This is a genomic window from Erythrobacter sp. EC-HK427, assembly GCF_902498745.1.
GTDB lineage: Bacteria > Pseudomonadota > Alphaproteobacteria > Sphingomonadales > Sphingomonadaceae > Alteraurantiacibacter.
On sequence record NZ_LR701479.1, the window covers coordinates 2,041,370 to 2,059,660 of the forward strand.

18 protein-coding genes are annotated in these 18,291 nt (G+C 63.5%); 14 read left to right on the top strand and 4 right to left on the bottom strand.

The features are described from left to right. Window positions 1–35: 35 nt before the first annotated feature. The 3 genes from GC121_RS10050 to GC121_RS10060 all read left to right on the top strand — a co-directional run bounded on the left by GC121_RS10050 (window position 36) and on the right by GC121_RS10060 (window position 3,752). Window positions 36–677, top strand: a complete 642-nt coding sequence (locus tag GC121_RS10050) for an OB-fold-containig protein (protein WP_151974152.1) — start codon at window positions 36–38, stop codon at window positions 675–677. 42 nt (window positions 678–719) lie between these two features. Further along, window positions 720–2,495, top strand: coding sequence for a flotillin family protein (locus GC121_RS10055; protein WP_151974153.1), 1,776 nt, complete (start codon window positions 720–722; stop codon window positions 2,493–2,495). Window positions 2,496–2,591: 96 nt separating this feature from the next. Beyond that, window positions 2,592–3,752 (top strand): patatin-like phospholipase family protein, encoded by a 1,161-nt coding sequence (locus GC121_RS10060; RefSeq protein WP_151974154.1) that lies wholly within the window; start codon window positions 2,592–2,594, stop codon window positions 3,750–3,752. Here GC121_RS10060 and GC121_RS10065 read toward each other — a convergent pair. The 4 genes from GC121_RS10065 to GC121_RS10080 form a co-directional block, all read right to left on the bottom strand. Next, window positions 3,749–5,401, bottom strand: coding sequence for a hypothetical protein (locus GC121_RS10065; RefSeq protein ID WP_151974155.1), 1,653 nt, complete (start codon window positions 5,399–5,401; stop codon window positions 3,749–3,751). The genes GC121_RS10060 and GC121_RS10065 overlap by 4 nt on opposite strands. Next, a complete protein-coding gene (gene greB / locus GC121_RS10070; protein WP_151974156.1) occupies window positions 5,401–5,892 on the bottom strand; it encodes a transcription elongation factor GreB in 492 nt (163 codons plus the stop codon). The genes GC121_RS10065 and greB overlap by 1 nt, the downstream gene beginning before the upstream one ends. A gap of 33 nt (window positions 5,893–5,925) precedes the next feature. Continuing rightward, a complete protein-coding gene (locus tag GC121_RS10075) occupies window positions 5,926–6,498 on the bottom strand; it encodes a hypothetical protein (protein ID WP_151974157.1) in 573 nt (190 codons plus the stop codon). Window positions 6,499–6,812: 314 nt separating this feature from the next. Beyond that, window positions 6,813–8,756, bottom strand: coding sequence for a lytic transglycosylase domain-containing protein (locus GC121_RS10080; protein WP_151974158.1), 1,944 nt, complete (start codon window positions 8,754–8,756; stop codon window positions 6,813–6,815). A gap of 78 nt (window positions 8,757–8,834) precedes the next feature. Between GC121_RS10080 and dapA the strand changes: the two genes are divergently transcribed. The 11 genes from dapA (at window position 8,835) to GC121_RS10135 (ending at window position 18,156) form a co-directional block, all read left to right on the top strand. Then, window positions 8,835–9,716, top strand: a complete 882-nt coding sequence (gene dapA, locus GC121_RS10085) for a 4-hydroxy-tetrahydrodipicolinate synthase (RefSeq protein ID WP_151974159.1) — start codon at window positions 8,835–8,837, stop codon at window positions 9,714–9,716. Between the two features lie 41 nt (window positions 9,717–9,757). Next, window positions 9,758–9,985 (top strand): DUF433 domain-containing protein, encoded by a 228-nt coding sequence (locus GC121_RS10090; RefSeq protein ID WP_151974160.1) that lies wholly within the window; start codon window positions 9,758–9,760, stop codon window positions 9,983–9,985. Then, window positions 9,982–10,305: a DUF5615 family PIN-like protein gene (locus GC121_RS10095; protein ID WP_151974161.1), complete on the top strand. Its 324-nt coding sequence runs from the start codon at window positions 9,982–9,984 to the stop codon at window positions 10,303–10,305. Before GC121_RS10090 ends, GC121_RS10095 begins: the two co-directional genes overlap by 4 nt. 26 nt (window positions 10,306–10,331) lie before the next feature. Further along, on the top strand, window positions 10,332–10,751 hold the full coding sequence (locus GC121_RS10100) for a plastocyanin/azurin family copper-binding protein (RefSeq protein ID WP_199857824.1): 420 nt from the start codon (window positions 10,332–10,334) through the stop codon (window positions 10,749–10,751). Between the two features lie 49 nt (window positions 10,752–10,800). Continuing rightward, the gene (smpB, locus tag GC121_RS10105) at window positions 10,801–11,283 is read left to right on the top strand and encodes an SsrA-binding protein SmpB (protein WP_151974163.1); all 483 of its coding nucleotides are present in this window, start codon (window positions 10,801–10,803) and stop codon (window positions 11,281–11,283) included. 115 nt (window positions 11,284–11,398) lie between these two features. Beyond that, on the top strand, window positions 11,399–11,983 hold the full coding sequence (locus GC121_RS10110; protein ID WP_339390185.1) for a DUF2062 domain-containing protein: 585 nt from the start codon (window positions 11,399–11,401) through the stop codon (window positions 11,981–11,983). After that, the gene (locus tag GC121_RS10115) at window positions 11,980–14,445 is read left to right on the top strand and encodes a response regulator (protein WP_151974164.1); all 2,466 of its coding nucleotides are present in this window, start codon (window positions 11,980–11,982) and stop codon (window positions 14,443–14,445) included. Before GC121_RS10110 ends, GC121_RS10115 begins: the two co-directional genes overlap by 4 nt. A 146-nt stretch (window positions 14,446–14,591) precedes the next feature. After that, on the top strand, window positions 14,592–15,182 hold the full coding sequence (locus tag GC121_RS10120; RefSeq protein WP_234421195.1) for a phage tail protein: 591 nt from the start codon (window positions 14,592–14,594) through the stop codon (window positions 15,180–15,182). A gap of 17 nt (window positions 15,183–15,199) precedes the next feature. After that, on the top strand, window positions 15,200–15,805 hold the full coding sequence (locus tag GC121_RS10125) for a phage tail protein (protein WP_199857825.1): 606 nt from the start codon (window positions 15,200–15,202) through the stop codon (window positions 15,803–15,805). Window positions 15,806–15,839: 34 nt separating this feature from the next. Then, window positions 15,840–16,451 (top strand): phage tail protein, encoded by a 612-nt coding sequence (locus tag GC121_RS10130; RefSeq protein ID WP_151974165.1) that lies wholly within the window; start codon window positions 15,840–15,842, stop codon window positions 16,449–16,451. A gap of 199 nt (window positions 16,452–16,650) precedes the next feature. Continuing rightward, window positions 16,651–18,156, top strand: coding sequence for a DUF4139 domain-containing protein (locus GC121_RS10135; RefSeq protein WP_151974166.1), 1,506 nt, complete (start codon window positions 16,651–16,653; stop codon window positions 18,154–18,156). Window positions 18,157–18,291: the final 135 nt, after the last annotated feature.

Genomic DNA, 18,291 nt, shown 5'->3' on the forward strand with positions numbered 1-18,291 from the left:
GCCCTTGGCCCCAATTCCAAGCGGCGAGTGGAGAGATGAGCCTGTTTGCCGACTATAACCTGCCCTTCGCCATCGCGCTGGGGGCTATGCTGTTGCTCGGCCTGTTGCAGCTTATCGGGCTTGGTGATTTCGACGTCGGCGGCGATGTCGATCTTGATGCGGACGGTGCCATTGCCGATCCCACCAGTGCCGGCCTTGGCGGTGCGATCACCACCTTGCTGGGGCTGGGCAAAGTGCCGTTTTTTGCGTGGCTGATGGTGCTGCTCGCCAGCTTTGGCATGATCGGGCTGGGCGTGCAGGCCTTTGCCGCTGATCTGACCGGATCGCCGCTCTATCCTTGGCTCGCTGCGCTGGTTGCGGGCGGGGCCGCCGTGCCTGCCACATCGGTGATCGTCCGGCCGCTCGGCCGGATTATGCCGCAGGATGAAACCACCGCCGTCGGGCTCGACAGCCTGTTGGGCAAGCGGGGCCAGATCACGGATGGACGCGCGGCGAAGGGCTCGCCCGCGCGGGCGAAAGTGCGCGACCGGTTCGGTCACGCGCATTATGTCATGGTCGAGCCGCACGAGGATGGCAGTGTCATCCCCGCAGGCGACCAGGTGCTGCTCGTCCGCCGCGAGGGGCAAGTGTTTTTCGGGGTGCCGCTGGCTGATCGCAAGCTGGCCCCGGTCGAATAGGCGCGCTCGCCGCGCAAAGATGGATGTGAACAAGGAGACGACATGGAAAATCTGCTAGACTTGGGGCTTATCGGGATTGCGGTTGTCGTCATCCTGGTGATTTCTTTCCTCACCTTTCTCATCAAGCTCTACCGTCGCGCTTCAAAGGAAATCGCCTTTGTGCGCACGGGGATGGGCGGCGAAAAGGTCGTGATGAATGGCGGCGCGCTGGTGCTGCCGGTCCTCCACGAAACCATGCCCGTCAATATGAACACGCTGGTGCTGCCGGTGGTGCGCCGCGACGCGGAAGCGCTGATCACGCTCGACCGGTTGCGGATTGACGTAAAGGCAGAATTCTACGTCCGCGTGAAGCCCGATGCCGAAGCCATCGCGATGGCGGCGCAGACGCTTGGCCAGCGCACCATGCAGCCCGAGGCGCTGAAGGATCTGGTCGAAGGCAAGTTCGTCGATGCGCTGCGCTCGGTCGCGGCGGGGATGACGATGAACGAGTTGCACGAACAGCGTGCCGATTTCGTGCAGAAGGTGCAGCAGGTCTCCTCCAACGATCTTGCGATGAACGGGCTGGAACTGGAATCGGTCTCGCTCACCGGGCTCGACCAGACGAGCATCGAACACTTCAATGCCAACAACGCGTTTGACGCCGAAGGCCTCACCAAGCTGACCGAGCAAATCGAAGCGCGCAAGAAGCTGCGCAACGATATCGAGCAGGACACCCGCGTGCAGATGGAAACGAAGAATCTGGAGGCGGATCAGGCGAGTTTCCAGATCAAGCGTGATCAGGAATACGCCCGGTTGGAGCAAGAGCGCGAGGTGGAAATCCGCCGCGCCGCGCAAATGGCCGAAATCGCCAGCCAGCAGGCCGAACGCCAGCGCGAGGCCGATGCTGCCAAGATCGAGGCCAAGAAGCTGGTCGATGCGCAGCAGATCGAGGCCGACCGGCTGGTGGAAGAGGCCCGCATCGATCAGGTGCGCGCGCTCGAAATCGCCCGGCAGGAACAGCAGATAGCGGTGCAGAACAAGTCGCGCGAAGAAAGCCAGGCCAAGGCCGAGGCAGACGCAGCGCGGGCCAAAGCTGTCGCGGCAGAAGAACAGGTGGCCACCGCGCGCGAAAGCGAGATTGCCGAGCGGCAAAAGAAGATCGAACTGATCGAAGCGGCCAAGGTCGCCGAGCGGGACGCGATCAAGATCAAGGTGGAAGCCGAGGCCGAGAAGGACGCCGCCACCAACCGCGCCGCAGCGGTCAAATTCGAAGCCCAAGGCGAGGCCGATGCCGAGAAGCTGCGCGCCGAAGCCGCAAGGGTGCGCTTCGAAGTCGAAGCTGCCGGTCAGCGCGCGGTGAACGAGGCGGCGAATATCCTCTCGATGGAGCAGATCAGCCTGCAAACCAAGCTGGCGCTCTTGAAAGTGCTGCCCGAAGTCATCCGCGAAAGCGCGAAGCCGATGGAAGCGATCGACTCGATCAAGATCGTGCAGGTCGATGGCCTCACCCAGCGTACCGGCGCGGCTGGTTCGACCGGCGGCGCGGGCGGCGGTTCGGGCAACCTTGCCAATGACGCGGTGGCCGCCGCGCTCGCTTACCGTGCGCAGGCCCCGGTGCTCGACGGGCTGATGAAGGAGCTGGGCCTCACCGGTGCATCGCTCGGCCAGCTAGTCGAAGGCGCGGCTCTGGGCGTGGCGAATACCGGGTTCGAGCCCGCTCCCGCGATTGCCGACGAGACGCAATCGCCCGGCCTGTTCGCGCAGGATAATGCCGCGGCCAATGTGGGGGATGATCGCAAAGCCAAAGGCAAGCCCAAGGGTGCCGAAGCGGCGGAGTAATCGCCTCCTCCCAAGCGCATGAAAAGGCCTGCGGGGTTCGCGCCTCGCAGGCCTTTTGCTTTGCACTGCACCATGGCTTGGGGCAGTAAGCCCGCCATGGCCAAACCCGCAGCAACCCCGTCCTCCCCGCACGTCCTCGTCCTCCAAGGCGGCGGCGCATTGGGAGCCTATCAGGCTGGTATGTATGCCGAAATGCACCGCGAAGGGCTGGAGCCCGATTGGGTCGCGGGTATTTCCATCGGCGCGATCAACGCCGCGCTCATCGCGGGCAATGCGCCTGAGCAGCGCCTGCCGCGCCTGCGTGCCTTCTGGGACAGGGTGAGCAGCGAATTGCTCGCTTTGCCGCCGGTGGCAGACGGCCCCGCGCGCCGCTGGTTTAACGAACTCGCCGCCAATACGGTCGCGGTGATCGGCGCACCCGGCTTTTTCCGCCCGCACAATTGGTTCAACCCCAAGCAACAGGCGATGCACAGCGCGATCAGCATGTATGACACCGCGCCTTTGCGCGAAACGCTGCTGGAACTCGTCGATTTTGACCGGCTCAACGCCTCGCCCATGCGGGTGAGCCTTGGCGCGGTGAACGTGCTGACGGGCAATTTCCGCTGGTTCGATTCAACCAAAGAACGGCTCTGCCCCGAACATATCATGGCGAGCGGCGCGCTGCCGCCGGGTTTCCCGCCGGTGATGATCGAGGGCGAGCCCTATTGGGACGGAGGTCTCGTTTCCAACACCCCGCTGCAATATGTGCTCGACGAGGCAGACCGGTGTGACATGACGATCTACCAGGTCGATCTGTTCCACGCGCGCGGGGCGATGCCGCAGGATATTTCCGAAGTGCTGCAGCGCGAAAAGGATATCCGCTATTCCAGTCGCACCCGCTTCAACACCGATGCCGCGCAGCAATTGGAAGCGCTGCGGCTGGCCGCGTGCCGCTTGGCCGAGAAGCTGCCCAAGGCCTTGCGCGAGGATCCTGATATCCAGGCGCTCACCGCGATTGCCGGGCCGGGCGCGATCCGGATCATGCTGCTCATCAACCGGCGCGAGGAGCACGAAAGCTATTCCAAGGATTACGAATTCAGCCGCGCCAGCGTGAACGAACACTGGGATACCGGCGCCGCCGATATGCGCCACTCGCTAACCCACAAGATGTGGGCCGGGCGCGATAGCGAGGCGCGCGGGATCATCACCTATGACTGTACCAATCCCGAAGGCGCCAGAATGCGCGGCGAGGGCGGGGTGGAGATATTTGGGGGTTAGGTGGCAGGGTCTTGGAAGGCGGGAATGTCGGGCAATCCGGTGATGACCGGTTGCGTCGCTGGTTCTGGCAGGTCGCCCGGGCAAGGCACCTCGATTGGGTCACCATCCACTACGCCGAGGGGCACCGGCTCGCCCGCTTCGCACAGCGCCTGGAGATGGGCATAATCCTCGGCGGTCAGCGCGGTCAGCGGCCGCCCGCCAAGCGTGCCGATCACCGGCCCGCCCGCCAGCAGTCCGCAACCCGCCGGGGTGTCTAGCCGATAGGACTCCGCACCCGAGTAAAAGCCATAGCCTTCGCCTTCCGCCAGTGCGGTGCACTGACTGCGGATCAGGAACATCAGCGCGGTCCGCGCGCGCAGCGGCGCATTGGTCTGCGGTTCGATCACCACGCCCATCCGTCGCATTTCGGCATCGACCGTATCCCAGCGCTCGGCCCCACTGGTGGCAAGGATCGCGGCGAGGGCGGGGCGATCGAGCAAGCTCGCATCGCCTGATGCTGCGACCCAGTCGTCCAGCGTGTATTCGCCGGTGCCGCTGCCCACGGCATTGCCGACCGTCTCCCGCCACATTTGCACGACGCCCGGACCGGACTCTGCCTCTCCCTGATACAATTCTGCGAGCAGATGCAGCAGCGGGCCGCAGCTATAGCGCATATTGGAAGGGATGAAGGACAGATCGTTCAATGCAACCTCGTCATTCCAGCCGAGCGCCGTGCGACAGCGATCCAGCCAGCTCGCAAAGGTGCCCTGCACCTGCGCACGGTCGCTCCACCCCAGCCGCCATACGGCCAGCGTGGCGATATATTCGGCCCCGCCTTCATGCAGCCATTGCGGCGTGCCTTGCGCGAACATTGCGACACCGCCGTTCCAGAAATGCACCCCTTCGTGCAGGATCAGCGAGCGGGTGGAAGCGAGCGCGCGCCGCGATGTCGGATCGGGCGCGGTGCCCATAAAGCGCAGGCCGATCATGGCCTCGCTCGTCACGTCTCCGGTGGAGAAGCTGCGGTCCGAGGCGATAATGCTGGTCGCCACGAATGGAGGGCTGGCGGGAGGCGATCCGAAGGTATCGACAAGCAGCCCGATGGACTGCGACACCATCTCGCGTATTTCCGCTTCGAAAGCAGCGTCGCCATTGCCGTCGAACACGAAGCGGACGCCGCCTTGTTCAACCACCATGCTTTCGGGGCCGAGGAAGAGATAGCCTTGAGGCAGCGGCGCTTCGGGCCAGCGTGTCCAGCCTTCGGGCATTCCGGCCAGTTCCAGCGTCACGTCCCACGCGGCAAGATCGGGATATACCGTTTGCGCATAGAGCAGCCGCCCTTTGCCGATGCGGTAGAAGGGCGGATATTTCGCGTCCCGCTCGGTCAGATCCTCAACCAGCCGGAATTCGACGCGGTCGAACGGCGCATTGCCGGTGATGGCATTGTCGGCATAGGCAAGTCCGGGCGTTTCGATGTGCATGGCATCATCACGCAGAACATCGGCAGGGTCGAAATGCAGCTGCTGCACCGCCTGTTCCAGCGTGATCGTAACGTGCAGATCGTCACCGGCTGGCGCAATCGTAACTGCGGCAATCGGCAAGCGGGCTTCTTGCGAGAGGGCGGAAGCCGGAAGCAAAAGAGCCAGCAGGCCAAGAATCAAAGCGCGCATCACACCTCCGGATAGCTGATCCCGACCACTTCCCATTCTTTTGAACCACTTGGAAGTCTCACCACGCGCAAATCCCCCACTTCCGCGCCGCGCAGGGCGCGGGCGATGGGGCTGGACCAGCCGACGCGGCCTGCGCTCGCGTCCTGTTCGCGGTCGCCCACGATGGTGAGTGTGCGTTCGGTGTCATCCTCGTCCGCGATGATGACGGTTGCGCCGAAGAAGACACGGGTCTTGTCCGGCTGCTGCGCCGGATCGACCACCTTCGCGTGCTTCATCACCTTGGCGAGGAAGGAAAGCTCGCGGTCAATCTCGCGCATCCGCTTGCGGCCATAGAGGTAATCGCCGTTCTCCGACCGATCCCCGTTTCCCGCCGCCCAGCTGACAATCTCGACAATCGCGGGCCGCTCGGTGCCGAGCAGGTGATCGTAGCGCGCTTTCAATGCGGTGAGGCCAGCAGGGGTGATGGGGTTGGTTTTGTCGGGGGAGGGCATGGGCGGAGCTATAGCGGTCGTAGCCGTAAATGTTCAATTGGCGCGCTCAAACGGCACGGCTTCTCCGTCAAACCATATTTCGGCTGGGGGGCCGTCCGCTGTGAATTCGAATGTGCTTGGCGGTGAGCCGGTGCTGCATTCGACTAGCCTCCCGCTAACTTGGCACGCCGAGGGCATCGAGACCGAATACTGCCCCAAAAACTCGTTGCCATTGCGCAAGACGAGTATCTTGTTGACGCCGTGATCGACACCACCGGGTACTGGCTGGTGCACGCCCCGAAAGGTGTAAATATTATAAGCGTCAGTCCCCGCTTGGACAACTCCGGCCTCATAGATTTGCTCGCGCCCGTTGAGCGGTCCGGAGAACCCCTGCTCGGCCAGAAAGTCGCGAACATCAGAGCCAGCATCATCCGACCACCCATCCAACCGATCAAAGAGCAATTGGCCCTCAAAAGGCGCGCTCCAATCGATGCGCCTCTCGGTCTCGCGCATGCGGTAGCGATGGCCATTCAATGCGATCACGCCGTGATAATGCGTTTCCGGATCCGCCTTTACGACATATCCGAGATCGCGCCATCCGTTGCTCTCGCTTTCAAGCAGAGTCACCCAAGGGCGAACTGTGGGGTGTCGACCTATTTCAGTGTATCCGGCTTCCGTGCGTGTCGAAATCAGAAGAGTGCAGGCACCCGTCGCGCCGCAGCCTCCCGGGCCACGAGCGAGCTGAAGGCGTTCTGGAACGCCATCGCCATTGAGATCGACCTCCACGAACTCCCAATTGCGAGGCTGTCGTTCGCCTTGTGGAAGGCCCGCCGGTTCCGCTTGGTTTTCGATTGGCGGCCCAGTGTCAGCTGGCGCTTTGCTGCAAGAGGCAAGCACCAGCGAAAGGGCTGCAATCGCAAGCGAATGCAGTCCCCCCAACCTCACCGCAAGAAATCGCTCACCAGCCGGCTGCGGCCCATGGTTGCGTTTTCGGGGTAGAGGTGTTCGTAGACCACGGCGTTCTCCACCACGCGGTGGACGTAATTCTTGGTCTCGAAGAAGCCGATCTCCTCGATCCACCGCAGCCAGTCTCCGGTCACGCGCGGGTCGCCGTTTTCGCGCAGCCAGCGGTTCACGTTCCCCGGCCCCGCATTGTAGGCGGCGATGGCGAGCGGGTAGCTGCCGTTATACTGGGCGATCAGCCGCTCGATATGGTTGCTGCCCAATTGCATCGAGTATTCGGAGTCGGTCAGCAGGCGGCTCGGCGAATAGGACATATTCGCCCGGCGCGATTCCTCCTGCGCGGTGGCGGGCATGAATTGCATCAGCCCGCGCGCGCCCGCATGGCTGATGGCGTTTTCGGCAAACTGGCTTTCCTGCCGCGCGATGGCGTGGATCATCGTCCAATTGGTGCCGGGAGGCGTCTGTAAGGTGGGGAAACCAATGCGGGTAAACCCGGCATGGCCATCGGCTGCCGCCGCGTCCGCCAGGTTCACCGCCAGATCGCGCCGCCCGATATCGCGGGCGAGTTCGGCCACAAGCAGATGCTCGCCCACCGTCTCCGCCTGATCGGAGATCGCGCGGTAGAAGCGGATGCCGGTCGCCCATTCGGTATCGCGCGCGACTTCGGCGGTCGCTTGCGTAATCGGGGCGGATTGGAAAGCGCGGCGTTCCTCCTCGGTCGGTGCGCCCGCAGGGGCAGCGACATAGGGCGGGATCGGGCGGCCCAGCCGCTCCAGCGCCATCAAGCCGTAGAACCGGTCTGTATATTGCGCGGCCATTTCGTAATGCCGCTCGGCCTCGGCGACCATGCCCGCTTGCCGGTAGGCCTCGCCTGCCCAGAAGAAGCCTTTGCTCCGCGTCTGGCTGGTGCGTGCTGCCGCGCCATACTGGTAGAACAGCGGAGCCGCCGCCGCGCCGTCACCCAGATACCAAAGCGCATTGGTGCCCCCCAGCCACATCAGTGAGGTGTAATCGTCGCGCAGTTGGAAGCCCATGCCGGAAATGTCTTCGCCCGGAGCAAACGCTTGCGGTGCGCGCTGCGCCACGCGGACGCTGTCCTGCCGGTTGGCGGCGCGGGCGACGCTCAAAAGTTCCTCGATCCACAAGGTACGGTCAAAGGGCAGGGCGGAGAGGGCTGGCGCTGTTGTCATCAGCCGCACCGCGCTGCCCGGAGAGCCTTCCAGCCGGAATTCGCGGCTACGATTGTAGAGATAGCCCGGATCGCCGGTCGCACCCGGTGCTGCGGTCGCCCCGTCGCCGCCTTGCAGAATGGCGAGCCGCGCTTCGAACACCGGCACACGATCGGGCGAAACGCGCGCCATCTGCCGCGCCGCGCCATCGGGCTCGCGCTGCCACAGGAGCGCGTCCATCCGCGCATCATTGTCCGCCTGGGTGAAGCCGCTGCCGAAATTGGCGTAGATCGAGGCTTCGGCAGTGGGGCTCATCTCGCCGCCGCGCCATGCCTCCAGCGCCCAACGTTGCGCCTGCTCGCGATCGGTACCCATCAGTGCGAGCGCATAATGCGCCTTGGCGTAATTGGTCACTGGATCGACTTCGGCGAAGAAGGCCATCAGCAAAGCGGGATCGACAAACTCCTCGCGCAGACGCCGCTCGGCACGCGCGCGCAGCGTGGCTTCATCGGGAAAACCGGGGTTTTCGATGATGAAGTTGGCATAGGTCGTGAACGGCAATTGCGCCTGCCGGTCGGCCCACAGCCGTTCCCAGCGCTGGATCTGCGGAGCCATCGGCCCCGGCCCCTCGGCGCGCAGGCTGGCGCGGTTTTCGTCCCACACGCGGGCATCCTGCGCGTTGGCGGCAAAAGGGGTGGCAAGGGCGGCCAGAGCGGCGGCGGAAAGCAGAGAATAACGAACCATGCTGGACATTTTGGGCAGGCGCTCCTTATCAGGCGCTGAATGGATTATACCGTTGTCTAACGGCAGCGGACGCGAAAGGCTCCACGAATGTTCTCAGGATCGATACCGGCGCTCGCCACCCCCTTCAAGGATGGACAGGTGGATGAAGACGCCTATCGCAAGTTTATCGACTGGCAGATCGAAAGCGGCTCCTCCGCGCTGGTGCCCTGCGGAACGACAGGCGAAAGTGCGACGCTGGATAATGACGAGCATCACCGTGTCATCGGCATTTGCGCCGAACAGGCCGCGGGCCGCGTCAAAGTGATCGCGGGCGCAGGCTCGAACGATACGCAGACGGCGCTGTGGCATATGAAGGAAGCGCAGATTGCCGGTGCCGACGCGCTGCTGCTGGTCGCGCCCTATTACAACCGGCCGAGCCAGGCGGGGCTGCTGGCGCATTTCAGCTATCTGGCCGAACGCACCGATTTGCCGATCGTGTTGTATAACGTGCCGGGCCGGACAGTGACCGATATCCTGCCGGACACAGTGATCGAGCTGCACCGGCGCTTTCCCGACCGGATCATCGCGCTGAAGGATGCGAGCGGCGACCTCTCGCGCGTGGTGACGCAGCGCATGGGGGCGGGGCCGGATTTCTGCCAATTGTCGGGCGATGATCCGCTGGTGCTGGCGGGCTATGCGCTGGGGCAGGTCGGCTGCATCTCGGTGACGGCGAATGTCGCGCCGAAGCTGTGCGCCGATTTCCACGCGGCGGCGGCAAGCGGCGATTATGCGACCGCGCGCGGGCTTAACGAGCGGCTTTATCCGCTGCATAAGGCCATGTTCGCCGACGCCTCCCCCGCGCCCGCAAAATACGCGCTGAGCCGGATGTTCGACTGGTTCTCCCCCGAAGTGCGGCTGCCGATTGTCCAGTGTTCTGACGCGGCAAAGGCGGCGGTGGATGCGGCGATGGAGATTGCGGGGATTGGGTGACAGTTCTTGCAAAGTGTTATCCGAATGGGCAACTTCACCACATGAGCCAGAACGAGCGCATCGTTGTTGATCCACAAGTTTGCGGCGGTCGCCCGATTGTCGCCGGAACGCGTGTGCGGGTTGTCGATGTGCTCGAAATGTTGGCAGGCGGTGCATCGCATGACGAGATTCTTGCTGACTTTCCCTATCTGACGGAAGCGGACATCCGTGCGTGCCTCGCCTACGCAGCGAACGCAGTCGATCACCGGATCGTCAAAGACGCGGCGTGAAATTTCTCGTCGATGCACAATTGCCTCCGGGTTTGTGCGCGGGATTAGCGAAGCGTGGGCATGAGGCGGTGCATGTGGCCCAAGTCCTTCCCGGCGCTACGCCCGATATAGAGGTTCTGCGATATGCGGTGGCAAACGCGATGATACTCGTCACCAAGGACGATGATTTCGCGTTGCGGTTCACCCATCCGGAATTGCGGGTCGTTTGGCTGCGGATCGGCAACGCGACCAACCGCGCATTGATTGAATGGTTGGAGCCGAGATGGGAGCGTGTCGAGAATGCGCTGGACGATGGGGAACATTTGATCGAAGTGGTCTGACGCGGGGCGATACAAAGGGAAATACCATGAAAGCCGCATTGATCCTCACCGCCACCCTCGCGCTGACAGCGTGCGCCATTCCGCAGATCATCACCCCGCGCATCGCGCCAGCCTCTGCCAGTTTCGCGCAGGCGCAGCGGGTCGAGGTGCGGCTCGACAATTTCGATTTCGAGCCGCGCACGCTCACTCTCGCGGCAGGCCAGCCGGTGGTGCTGGTGTTCACCAATGTCTCCGATGGCGAGCACAATTTCTCCGCGCCGGGCTTTTTTGCCGCCGCGCAGATGGAGCAGGCCAGCGCAAATCTGGTGCGCGACGGGCTGATCGAAGTGGCGGGCAATGCCAGTGTCGAGCTGCGGCTGATCCCGGCGGCGGGCGGCTATGATGTCGATTGCACGCATACCGGGCATTCGATCCTCGGCATGAACGGGTCTATTGTGGTGCGGTAAGAGTTGCGCCTTGGCATCGTGCCAAGCGCGCACTACATCCGCGCTCCTTATGGCTCGCCCGAAACCCGCTACTTTCGACAAACAGAAGACCGTCGCCGAAAACCGCAAAGCGCGGTTCAATTATCATATTGAGGACGTTTTCGAAGCGGGGCTGGCCCTGCAAGGCACCGAGGTGAAGAGCCTGCGCGGCGGAGAAGGCTCGATTGCGGAAAGCTATGCCGAGGTGAAGGATGGCGGAGTCTGGCTGGTCAACGCCACCATCCCCGAATTCAGCCACGGCAACCGCCACAATCACGAACCCAAACGCCCGCGCAAATTGCTGCTGCACGCCCGCGAGATCGACAAGCTGCTGGGTGCGGTGGAGCGCAAAGGCATGACGCTGGTGCCGCTCAGCATCTATTTCAACGGGCGGGGCCGCGCGAAAGTGGAGCTGGCGCTGGCCAAGGGCAAGCAGACGCACGACAAACGCGCGACGATCAAGGATCGCGACTGGCAACGCGACAAAGCGCGGCTGATGCGCGACAAGGGCTGACCGGACGCCTTGCCGACCGGGTATTTCGACATAGGTCGAACTTTTTCCCGCTCCGTTAAGCTCGCATTGTTATCCGCTCGGCTATTCCCATCTACCGAATAGACACCAAAGGTGTATGAGCCGCGCAGGATATATGATCAACAGGGCGAAAAACTGGCTTTCGGCGCGCTTGCCGAAAATGCCCGAGCGGGACGAGATGGCCCGCAACAAATATCTTGCGCCTATTGCCCACCGCTTCGGCCGCAGCGAATTGTGGCGGTTCAACCGCCGTTCGGTGCCGCGCGGCGTTGCGCTCGGCCTTTTCGCCGGTTTCATTATTCCGCTGGGACAGATTTTCCTCGCCGCTTTCCTCGCGCTGCCCGCGCGGGCCAATGTGCCGACGGCGGCGCTGATTACGTTTGTCACCAATCCCTTCACCCTGCCGTTCTGGCTGGTGGTGGCGAACAAGGTGGGGCAGTTTACGCTGAAGATCGACCCCACGACCATGGGCAATGCCAAGGCGGCGCTGGAACAGGGCTGGTGGGCGGAATTCGGCTGGTGGTTGCAAACCGCCGGCGTGACCGCGTTCGGCTTTGTCGTCTTGTCGGTGGTAACGGCGGCTATCGGTTATCTGCTGACAAGTTTCCTGTGGAGGTTTGTCGTCGCCCGCCGCTGGAGCAGGCGACCTGCTGCACGTAAGGTGCTACCAGCGGCCGAATGAATCTGGCCAATTTGCAAGAATCACGGCGACTGGTGGACGGTTTGGCCGTCGCTGCGGCGGTGCTCGCCAGCGTCGCGCTGATCCATTACGCGGCGCAAAGCGCAACGGTGACGCTCGCCTTTACCGGCGGTCTGGTGGTGCTGGGTCTGGTTGCTTTCGTCGCCGGACGGATACCCGCGCAGGCTCCCGGCGATGCGGTGGGCGATATCCCCGACTGGTCGGTGACGGTTGCCGCGATCGAGCGGCCCGATCTCGCCATTGCAATCACCGACCGCGCCAATCGCCTCGTCTGCGCCAATGCCGCGTTCGAAGTGTGGTTTGGCTCGCGCAATGGCCCGCCCAGCCTGCCGGTGGATGGCACCAGCAGCGAGCGGCTGACCCGGCTCGTCCGTGCGGCGTGGCGCGATGGCAAGGGCGAAGCGGTCACTATTGCCGATGAGGACAAAAGCTGGACAGCCGATGCGGTGCGCGCCGGGCGGGCGGAGGATTATCTCATCTGGCGCATCGCCCCTGTGATCCGCGAGGATCCCTTTGCTGCCATTGGCACCCAGATCGGCGGCCTGCTGGGAAAGGTGCTGGGAGCAGCGGGCATCGCCGCAGCGGTGGTCGCGCCCGATGGCGTCATCAAGGCGGGCAATCCCGCGCTCGCCCGCCGTGCCTTTGGTGACGAGACCGCGCGGATGTCGGGGCAGGAATTCGTGCAATTGCTCCGCTCGGACGAGCGTGAACGGATCTATTTCGCCCGCGAGGGCAAGAAGGGCTCGCCGCAAACGCTGGTGCAAGTGCCGCTGGCCGATCCCGAAAAGGCCGCGCGTGAGCGGGTGCCGGGCAAGGCTGCAGCAGAAGCGCCCTCTCTCATGCTGCTGATCGACGCCGGTATCGGCTTGGGCGGCTGGGGCGGAAGCGAGCCGCAGGGGCAATCGGCGCAATTGCAGGCACTGCTCGAACAGCTCCCGCTGGGCCTCGCTGCGACCGACCGGGACGGGCATTTCCTCTTCGCCAATCCCGCCTTCCGCCGCGCGGCGGGGCTGGAGAGCGAGGAGCTGCCGCCTTATCCCAGCGATCTGGTGGTGGCGCGGGACAAAACCGCCATGTCCGATGCGGTGCGCCGCTTTGGCAAAGGCCCGGCCAGTTCGGGCGACATCGCCGTGCGGTTGCGGCATGAGCCGGACGATCCTGTCAGCCTGGGGCTTGCCGGAGTGCGCGGGCTGGGCGAGGCGGCAGTGCTGCTGAGCCTTGCCGATACATCGGAGGAAGCGCGGCTCAAACGGCAGGTGGCGCAGGCGACCAAGATGCAGGCGGTCGGCCAGCTGGCGGGCGGCGTGGCGCATGATTTCAACAACGTGCTGACCGCGATTATCGGCTATTGCGACCTGATGCTGCTGCGCCACACGCCTGGCGATAGCGATTACGACGATATCCAGCAGATCAAGGCCAATTCCAACCGCGCGGCCAGCCTGACGCGGCAATTGCTCGCCTTCAGTCGCCAGCAGACCTTGCAGCCCGAAATCATCCAGCTGCCCGATATATTGTCCGAAGTCAGCCAGCTGTTGAAGCGGCTTTTGGGCGCGAAGATCACGCTCAACGTCCGGCATGATCGCAATCTCGGCCATGTCCGCGCCGATCCGCGGCAGTTGGAACAGGTCATCATCAATCTGGCGGTGAATGCCCGCGATGCGATCCAGTCGAGCGGCGGCGGCGAAAGCGCGGCGGGAACGCTCACCTTCGCCACCCGCCGGGTCGAGGCGAAGGATATCCGCCGCATGGGCAGCGAGATCATTCCCGCAGGTGATTACACCGTGCTGATTGCCGAGGACACGGGCGGCGGCATTCCGCAGGCGATTATCGGCAAGCTGTTCGAACCCTTCTTCACGACGAAGGAGCAGGGCAAGGGCACTGGCCTCGGCCTCTCCACCGTCTATGGCATCGTCAAGCAGACGGGCGGCTTCATTTTCGCAAGCAACGCCAAGGGGCAGGACGGCAAGGTGAAGGGCGCGCGCTTCACCATCTATCTTCCGGTGCACGAGCTGACCGCAGACGATGTGAAGAAGGCCGAACAGGTGGAGGCGGCGCGCGAATGGTCTGGCGGCGGGACAATCCTGCTGGTGGAGGACGAGGATATGGTGCGCGCGGTCGCCGAACGGGCGCTGGCGCGGCAGGGATACACCATCGTCACTGCCAGTGACGGGGATGAAGGGCTGGAGGCGTTCCGCGACGATCCCGACCGCTTCGATCTGATCGTCAGCGATGTGGTGATGCCCAGCATGGATGGCCCGGCGATGGCGCGCGAAGTGCGCAAATTGCGCCCGCATCTGCCGATTATTTTCATGTCCGGCTATGCCGAGGAACAGCTGCGCAGCCAGATCGATATCGAGAATATGCACTTCATTCCCAAGCCCTTCAGCGTGCAGCAGATCGGCGAGAAAGTGGGCGGCGTGTTGCGACAGCGCGCGCAGAGCTGACCGTTCTCCACCGCGCATTGCAGAATCCGTTCGCCTTTACATTTCAGGTTTGATAGGCCGCGCTTTCAAGAAGCGTCGGCGGGGGTATGCCTGACGCATGAAAATTGTGGGAGGGGGCTTTGCGGAAACTTCGGCAACGCATTGGTTTGGCCGCTGCGGCTTCGGTTGCAGGTCTGGTGATGGCCGCATCACCGGCGCAGGCGCAAGACCGCTATATCGGCGAGATTTTGCAGACGGGCGCGAACTTTTGCCCGAGAGATACAGCAGAGCTGAACGGGCAGTTGCTCTCGATTGACGAGAATAACGCGCTGTTTGCGCTGATCGGCACAATTTACGGCGGCGACGGGCAGACCACATTTGGTTTGCCCGATATGCGCGGGCGCGTGCCGATGCATTCGGGGCAGGGGCCGGGCCTCTCTCCGCGCGTTGTCGGTCAACGTTTCGGGAGCGAAGAAAACTTCATTTCGATCACCAATATGCCTGCGCATACGCATAATGAGCGAATGCGCGTCAGCCGCGTCAATGCGACCACGCGCAATCCCATCGGCGCCTATCTTGCGCGCTCGGCGGACAATGTGTTCGAGGAAGTGCAGGAGCCGACCACGGGGGACACCATGGCGAGCGATGCCATTTCCTCGCAAAATGTGGGCGGCAATCTTCCGGTAAGCAACATCCAGCCGGTTCTGGTGAACCGGTATTGCATGGTGCTGTACGGCATTTTTCCGTCGCGCAGCTGATTCAGGGGGGCATGACAATGACAATCAAGATGTGGATGGCAGGCGCAGCGCTGGCCGCCTCGACGCTCTGCCTCGGTGCACCGGCACAGGCGCAGGAAAAGGTGCTCGGAGAGCTGTTTCCGGTAGGGTATGACTGGTGCCCGCGCGGGTCTGCTCGCACCGACGGGCAATTGCTGTCGATTAGCCAGAACTCGGCACTGTTTGCGCTGCTCGGCACGACCTTCGGCGGCGACGGGCGAACGACCTTCGCGCTGCCCGATCTGCGCGGACGCTCACCCATGGGTATCGGCGGTGGCAATGGCCTGACGCCGCGTGATCTTGGCGAGCGGGTCGGCACCGAAACGACGACGCTGCTCGTCGCCAATATGCCCGCTCACGCGCACAATCCGGTGATGCGGGTGAGCCGGGTGAACGCGACCACGCGCAATCCGATCAACGCCTATCTTTCACGCTCGGCGCTGAACGTGTTCGAGGAAACAACCGAACCGACAGGCGATCTGATGGCGGCAGATGCGATCAGCTCCAACACGGTTGGCGGCGGGCAAGCCATTTCGAACATGATGCCGACGGCGGTCATCACCTATTGCATCGCGCTGCAAGGCATCTTCCCGTCGCGCAATTGATTGCGCGCAGTAAGAGAATTCCGGGGGAACGACTATGTCGAAACTGAACACCATTCTTGCCGCCGCAGCCTGCGCCACAGGTCTGCTGGTGATATCCGCTCCGGCAAAGGCGCAGGATCGCTACATCGGCGAGATTTACGAAGCTGGCTACACTTTCTGCCCGCGCAACACCCTGCCTGCGAACGGCGGACTGATTCCGATTTCGCAGAACACCGCGCTGTTTTCGCTGCTCGGCACCACCTATGGCGGCGATGGCCGAACAACTTTCGCCCTGCCGGATATGCGCGGGCGGCTGCCGATGCATGTCGGCCAAGGGCCTGGCCTGACATTCCGCAGCCAGGGGGAGATGACCGGTACCGAGAGCAACACGCTCAGCACCGCCAATTTGCCCTCGCACTCGCACAATCCGGTCATGCGGGTGAGCCGGGTGAACGCCACCACGCGCAACCCGATCAACGCCTATTTCGCGCGCTCTGCCACCAATGTGCACGAGGAAGTGCAGGAGCCTACCACGAGTGACGCGATGGCCGCCGATGCCATCCAGTCGGATCTGGTTGGCGGCAACCAGCCCTACAGCATTTTGCAGCCGAGCCTGGTGTTGCAATATTGCGTGGTTACGCAGGGCATCTTCCCGCCGCGCTCCTGACGGATCGCATAGGCAAGCCGATCAAGGCACAGCAGGGGCGCTCCGCTTGGGGCGCCCCTTGGCGTTTCAGGCCACCCGCAATTGGCGGTTGCTAGTAGTGCCACCTTGCGCCACTCTCCCATTCAGATGGCATACAGGCGGGCGATACAATGTATCGCAAGCACGGCCTGCCAGCCGATCCTTGGGAGGGATTCTTCAAATGACCATTCGCACTAGCACGCGCCTGTCTGCCGCCACTCTGCTCGCTGCCACCGCGCTGGCTCTCGCCGTGCCTGCGGCCGCGCAGTCGCTCCCCGATCCTGACGAGACCGCGCAGGGCGATGTCGCGGTGACGATCTACCAGAACGGGCAGGCGCTGGTGCAGGATGTGCGCCAGCTCAACATTCCGCGCGGCACCACCCGCATCGAATTTCCTGATGTCTCCGCGCAAATCCGCCCGCAAACCCTCAGCTTCGCCGCGGCCGGCACCGCAATTGTCGAGCAGAATTTCGACTTCGACTTGCTGACCCCGCAAAAGCTGATGGAAAAAGCGGTGGGCGAAACGGTGACGCTCATCCGCACCAACCCTGCCACCGGCGTCGAGACGACCGAGCGCGCGGAGATTCTCTCGGTTGCAGGCGGCGTCGTCATCCGTATTGGCGACCGGATCGAAGTGCTGCGCGATGACGGCCTGCCGGTGCGCGTGGTGTTTGACGAAGTGCCGCCCAACTTGCGCGCCCGTCCGACGCTGTCGGTCACGCTCAACAGCAACCAGTCGGGCACGCGCCCCGCCACCATCCGCTATCTCACCCCCGGCCTCGGCTGGACGAGCGATTACGTCGCCTTGTACGACGAAGCGCGCGGCACGGTGGATATGCAGGGCTGGGTGACGCTCACCAACAATACCGGAACGACTTTCCATAACGCTGACACGCTGCTGGTCGCAGGCAATCCCAATGCCGGGTATAATGGCGGAGGCCCGCGCCGCGATATGGTGCGCCCCGGCACCGAAACGGCAGACCGCGAACGGCTGGGCGATTACTATCTCTACCCCATCGAAGGCCGCACCACGATTGCCAATGCGCAGACCAAGCAGGTGAGCTTCCTTGATGTGCAAGGCGTGCCCGCGCGGCGCATCTATTCGATCGGTTCGGGCTGGTTGCAGAACGACAGCGATTTCCGCCCCGCTTCCAGCGCGATCAGCTTCAGCTCGGCGAGCGAAGGCGGGCTGGGCGATGCGCTGCCCGCAGGCACGGTGCGCTTTTACCAGAACGACCGCGAGGGCAACCCGCAATTCATCGGCGAAAACGGCATCGGCCACACGCCGATGGGCAGCACGCTGGCGCTTACCACCGGCAATGCGTTCGACGTGTTCATGCAGGCCGAGGTCGAGAACCGCCAGCGCATCACCGGCGAGGAATATGAACGCAGCGCGCGCTACCGCGTGATCGAGGACGGCGAAGTTGTGCGCGAAATCACCGAGGAGCGCGCGCTTACCTATTACCGCACGACGATGCGCTACACCTTCACCAATGCCAAGCCCGAGCCGGTGACGGTGGAGCTGACCCAAAGCGGGCTGGCGCAATATTGGTGGGGCCAGGATTTCCGCGTGACGAGCGAGGATCTGCCCGGCGAACAGCTCAATTTCGATACCCGCCGCTATCAGGTGACGATCCCCGCCAATAGCGAGCGCGTGGTGCGCGTGACATACGAGACGCGGTACTAAGGGGGCGGGCGGTGCTCCGCGTAACCCGATCCTCCCCCATCGGGGGAGGGGGACCGCCGCAGGCGGTGGAGGGGGGAAGTCCCGCCTTTGCCACATTCCCCCTCCGTCAGCCGCTTCGCGTCTGCCACCTCCCCC

What these genes read in the sequence shown, in the direction of transcription:
- GC121_RS10050 (WP_151974152.1), top strand. Translation starts at nt 36, where the DNA reads ATGAGCCTGTTTGCCGACTATAACCTGCCCTTCGCCATCGCGCTGGGG.
- GC121_RS10055 (WP_151974153.1), top strand. Translation starts at nt 720, where the DNA reads ATGGAAAATCTGCTAGACTTGGGGCTTATCGGGATTGCGGTTGTCGTC.
- GC121_RS10060 (WP_151974154.1), top strand. Translation starts at nt 2,592, where the DNA reads ATGGCCAAACCCGCAGCAACCCCGTCCTCCCCGCACGTCCTCGTCCTC.
- GC121_RS10065 (WP_151974155.1), bottom strand. Translation starts at nt 5,401, where the DNA reads ATGCGCGCTTTGATTCTTGGCCTGCTGGCTCTTTTGCTTCCGGCTTCC.
- greB (WP_151974156.1), bottom strand. Translation starts at nt 5,892, where the DNA reads ATGCCCTCCCCCGACAAAACCAACCCCATCACCCCTGCTGGCCTCACC.
- GC121_RS10080 (WP_151974158.1), bottom strand. Translation starts at nt 8,756, where the DNA reads ATGTCCAGCATGGTTCGTTATTCTCTGCTTTCCGCCGCCGCTCTGGCC.
- dapA (WP_151974159.1), top strand. Translation starts at nt 8,835, where the DNA reads ATGTTCTCAGGATCGATACCGGCGCTCGCCACCCCCTTCAAGGATGGA.
- GC121_RS10090 (WP_151974160.1), top strand. Translation starts at nt 9,758, where the DNA reads ATGAGCCAGAACGAGCGCATCGTTGTTGATCCACAAGTTTGCGGCGGT.
- GC121_RS10100 (WP_199857824.1), top strand. Translation starts at nt 10,332, where the DNA reads ATGAAAGCCGCATTGATCCTCACCGCCACCCTCGCGCTGACAGCGTGC.
- smpB (WP_151974163.1), top strand. Translation starts at nt 10,801, where the DNA reads ATGGCTCGCCCGAAACCCGCTACTTTCGACAAACAGAAGACCGTCGCC.
- GC121_RS10110 (WP_339390185.1), top strand. Translation starts at nt 11,399, where the DNA reads ATGAGCCGCGCAGGATATATGATCAACAGGGCGAAAAACTGGCTTTCG.
- GC121_RS10115 (WP_151974164.1), top strand. Translation starts at nt 11,980, where the DNA reads ATGAATCTGGCCAATTTGCAAGAATCACGGCGACTGGTGGACGGTTTG.
- GC121_RS10125 (WP_199857825.1), top strand. Translation starts at nt 15,200, where the DNA reads ATGACAATCAAGATGTGGATGGCAGGCGCAGCGCTGGCCGCCTCGACG.
- GC121_RS10130 (WP_151974165.1), top strand. Translation starts at nt 15,840, where the DNA reads ATGTCGAAACTGAACACCATTCTTGCCGCCGCAGCCTGCGCCACAGGT.
- GC121_RS10135 (WP_151974166.1), top strand. Translation starts at nt 16,651, where the DNA reads ATGACCATTCGCACTAGCACGCGCCTGTCTGCCGCCACTCTGCTCGCT.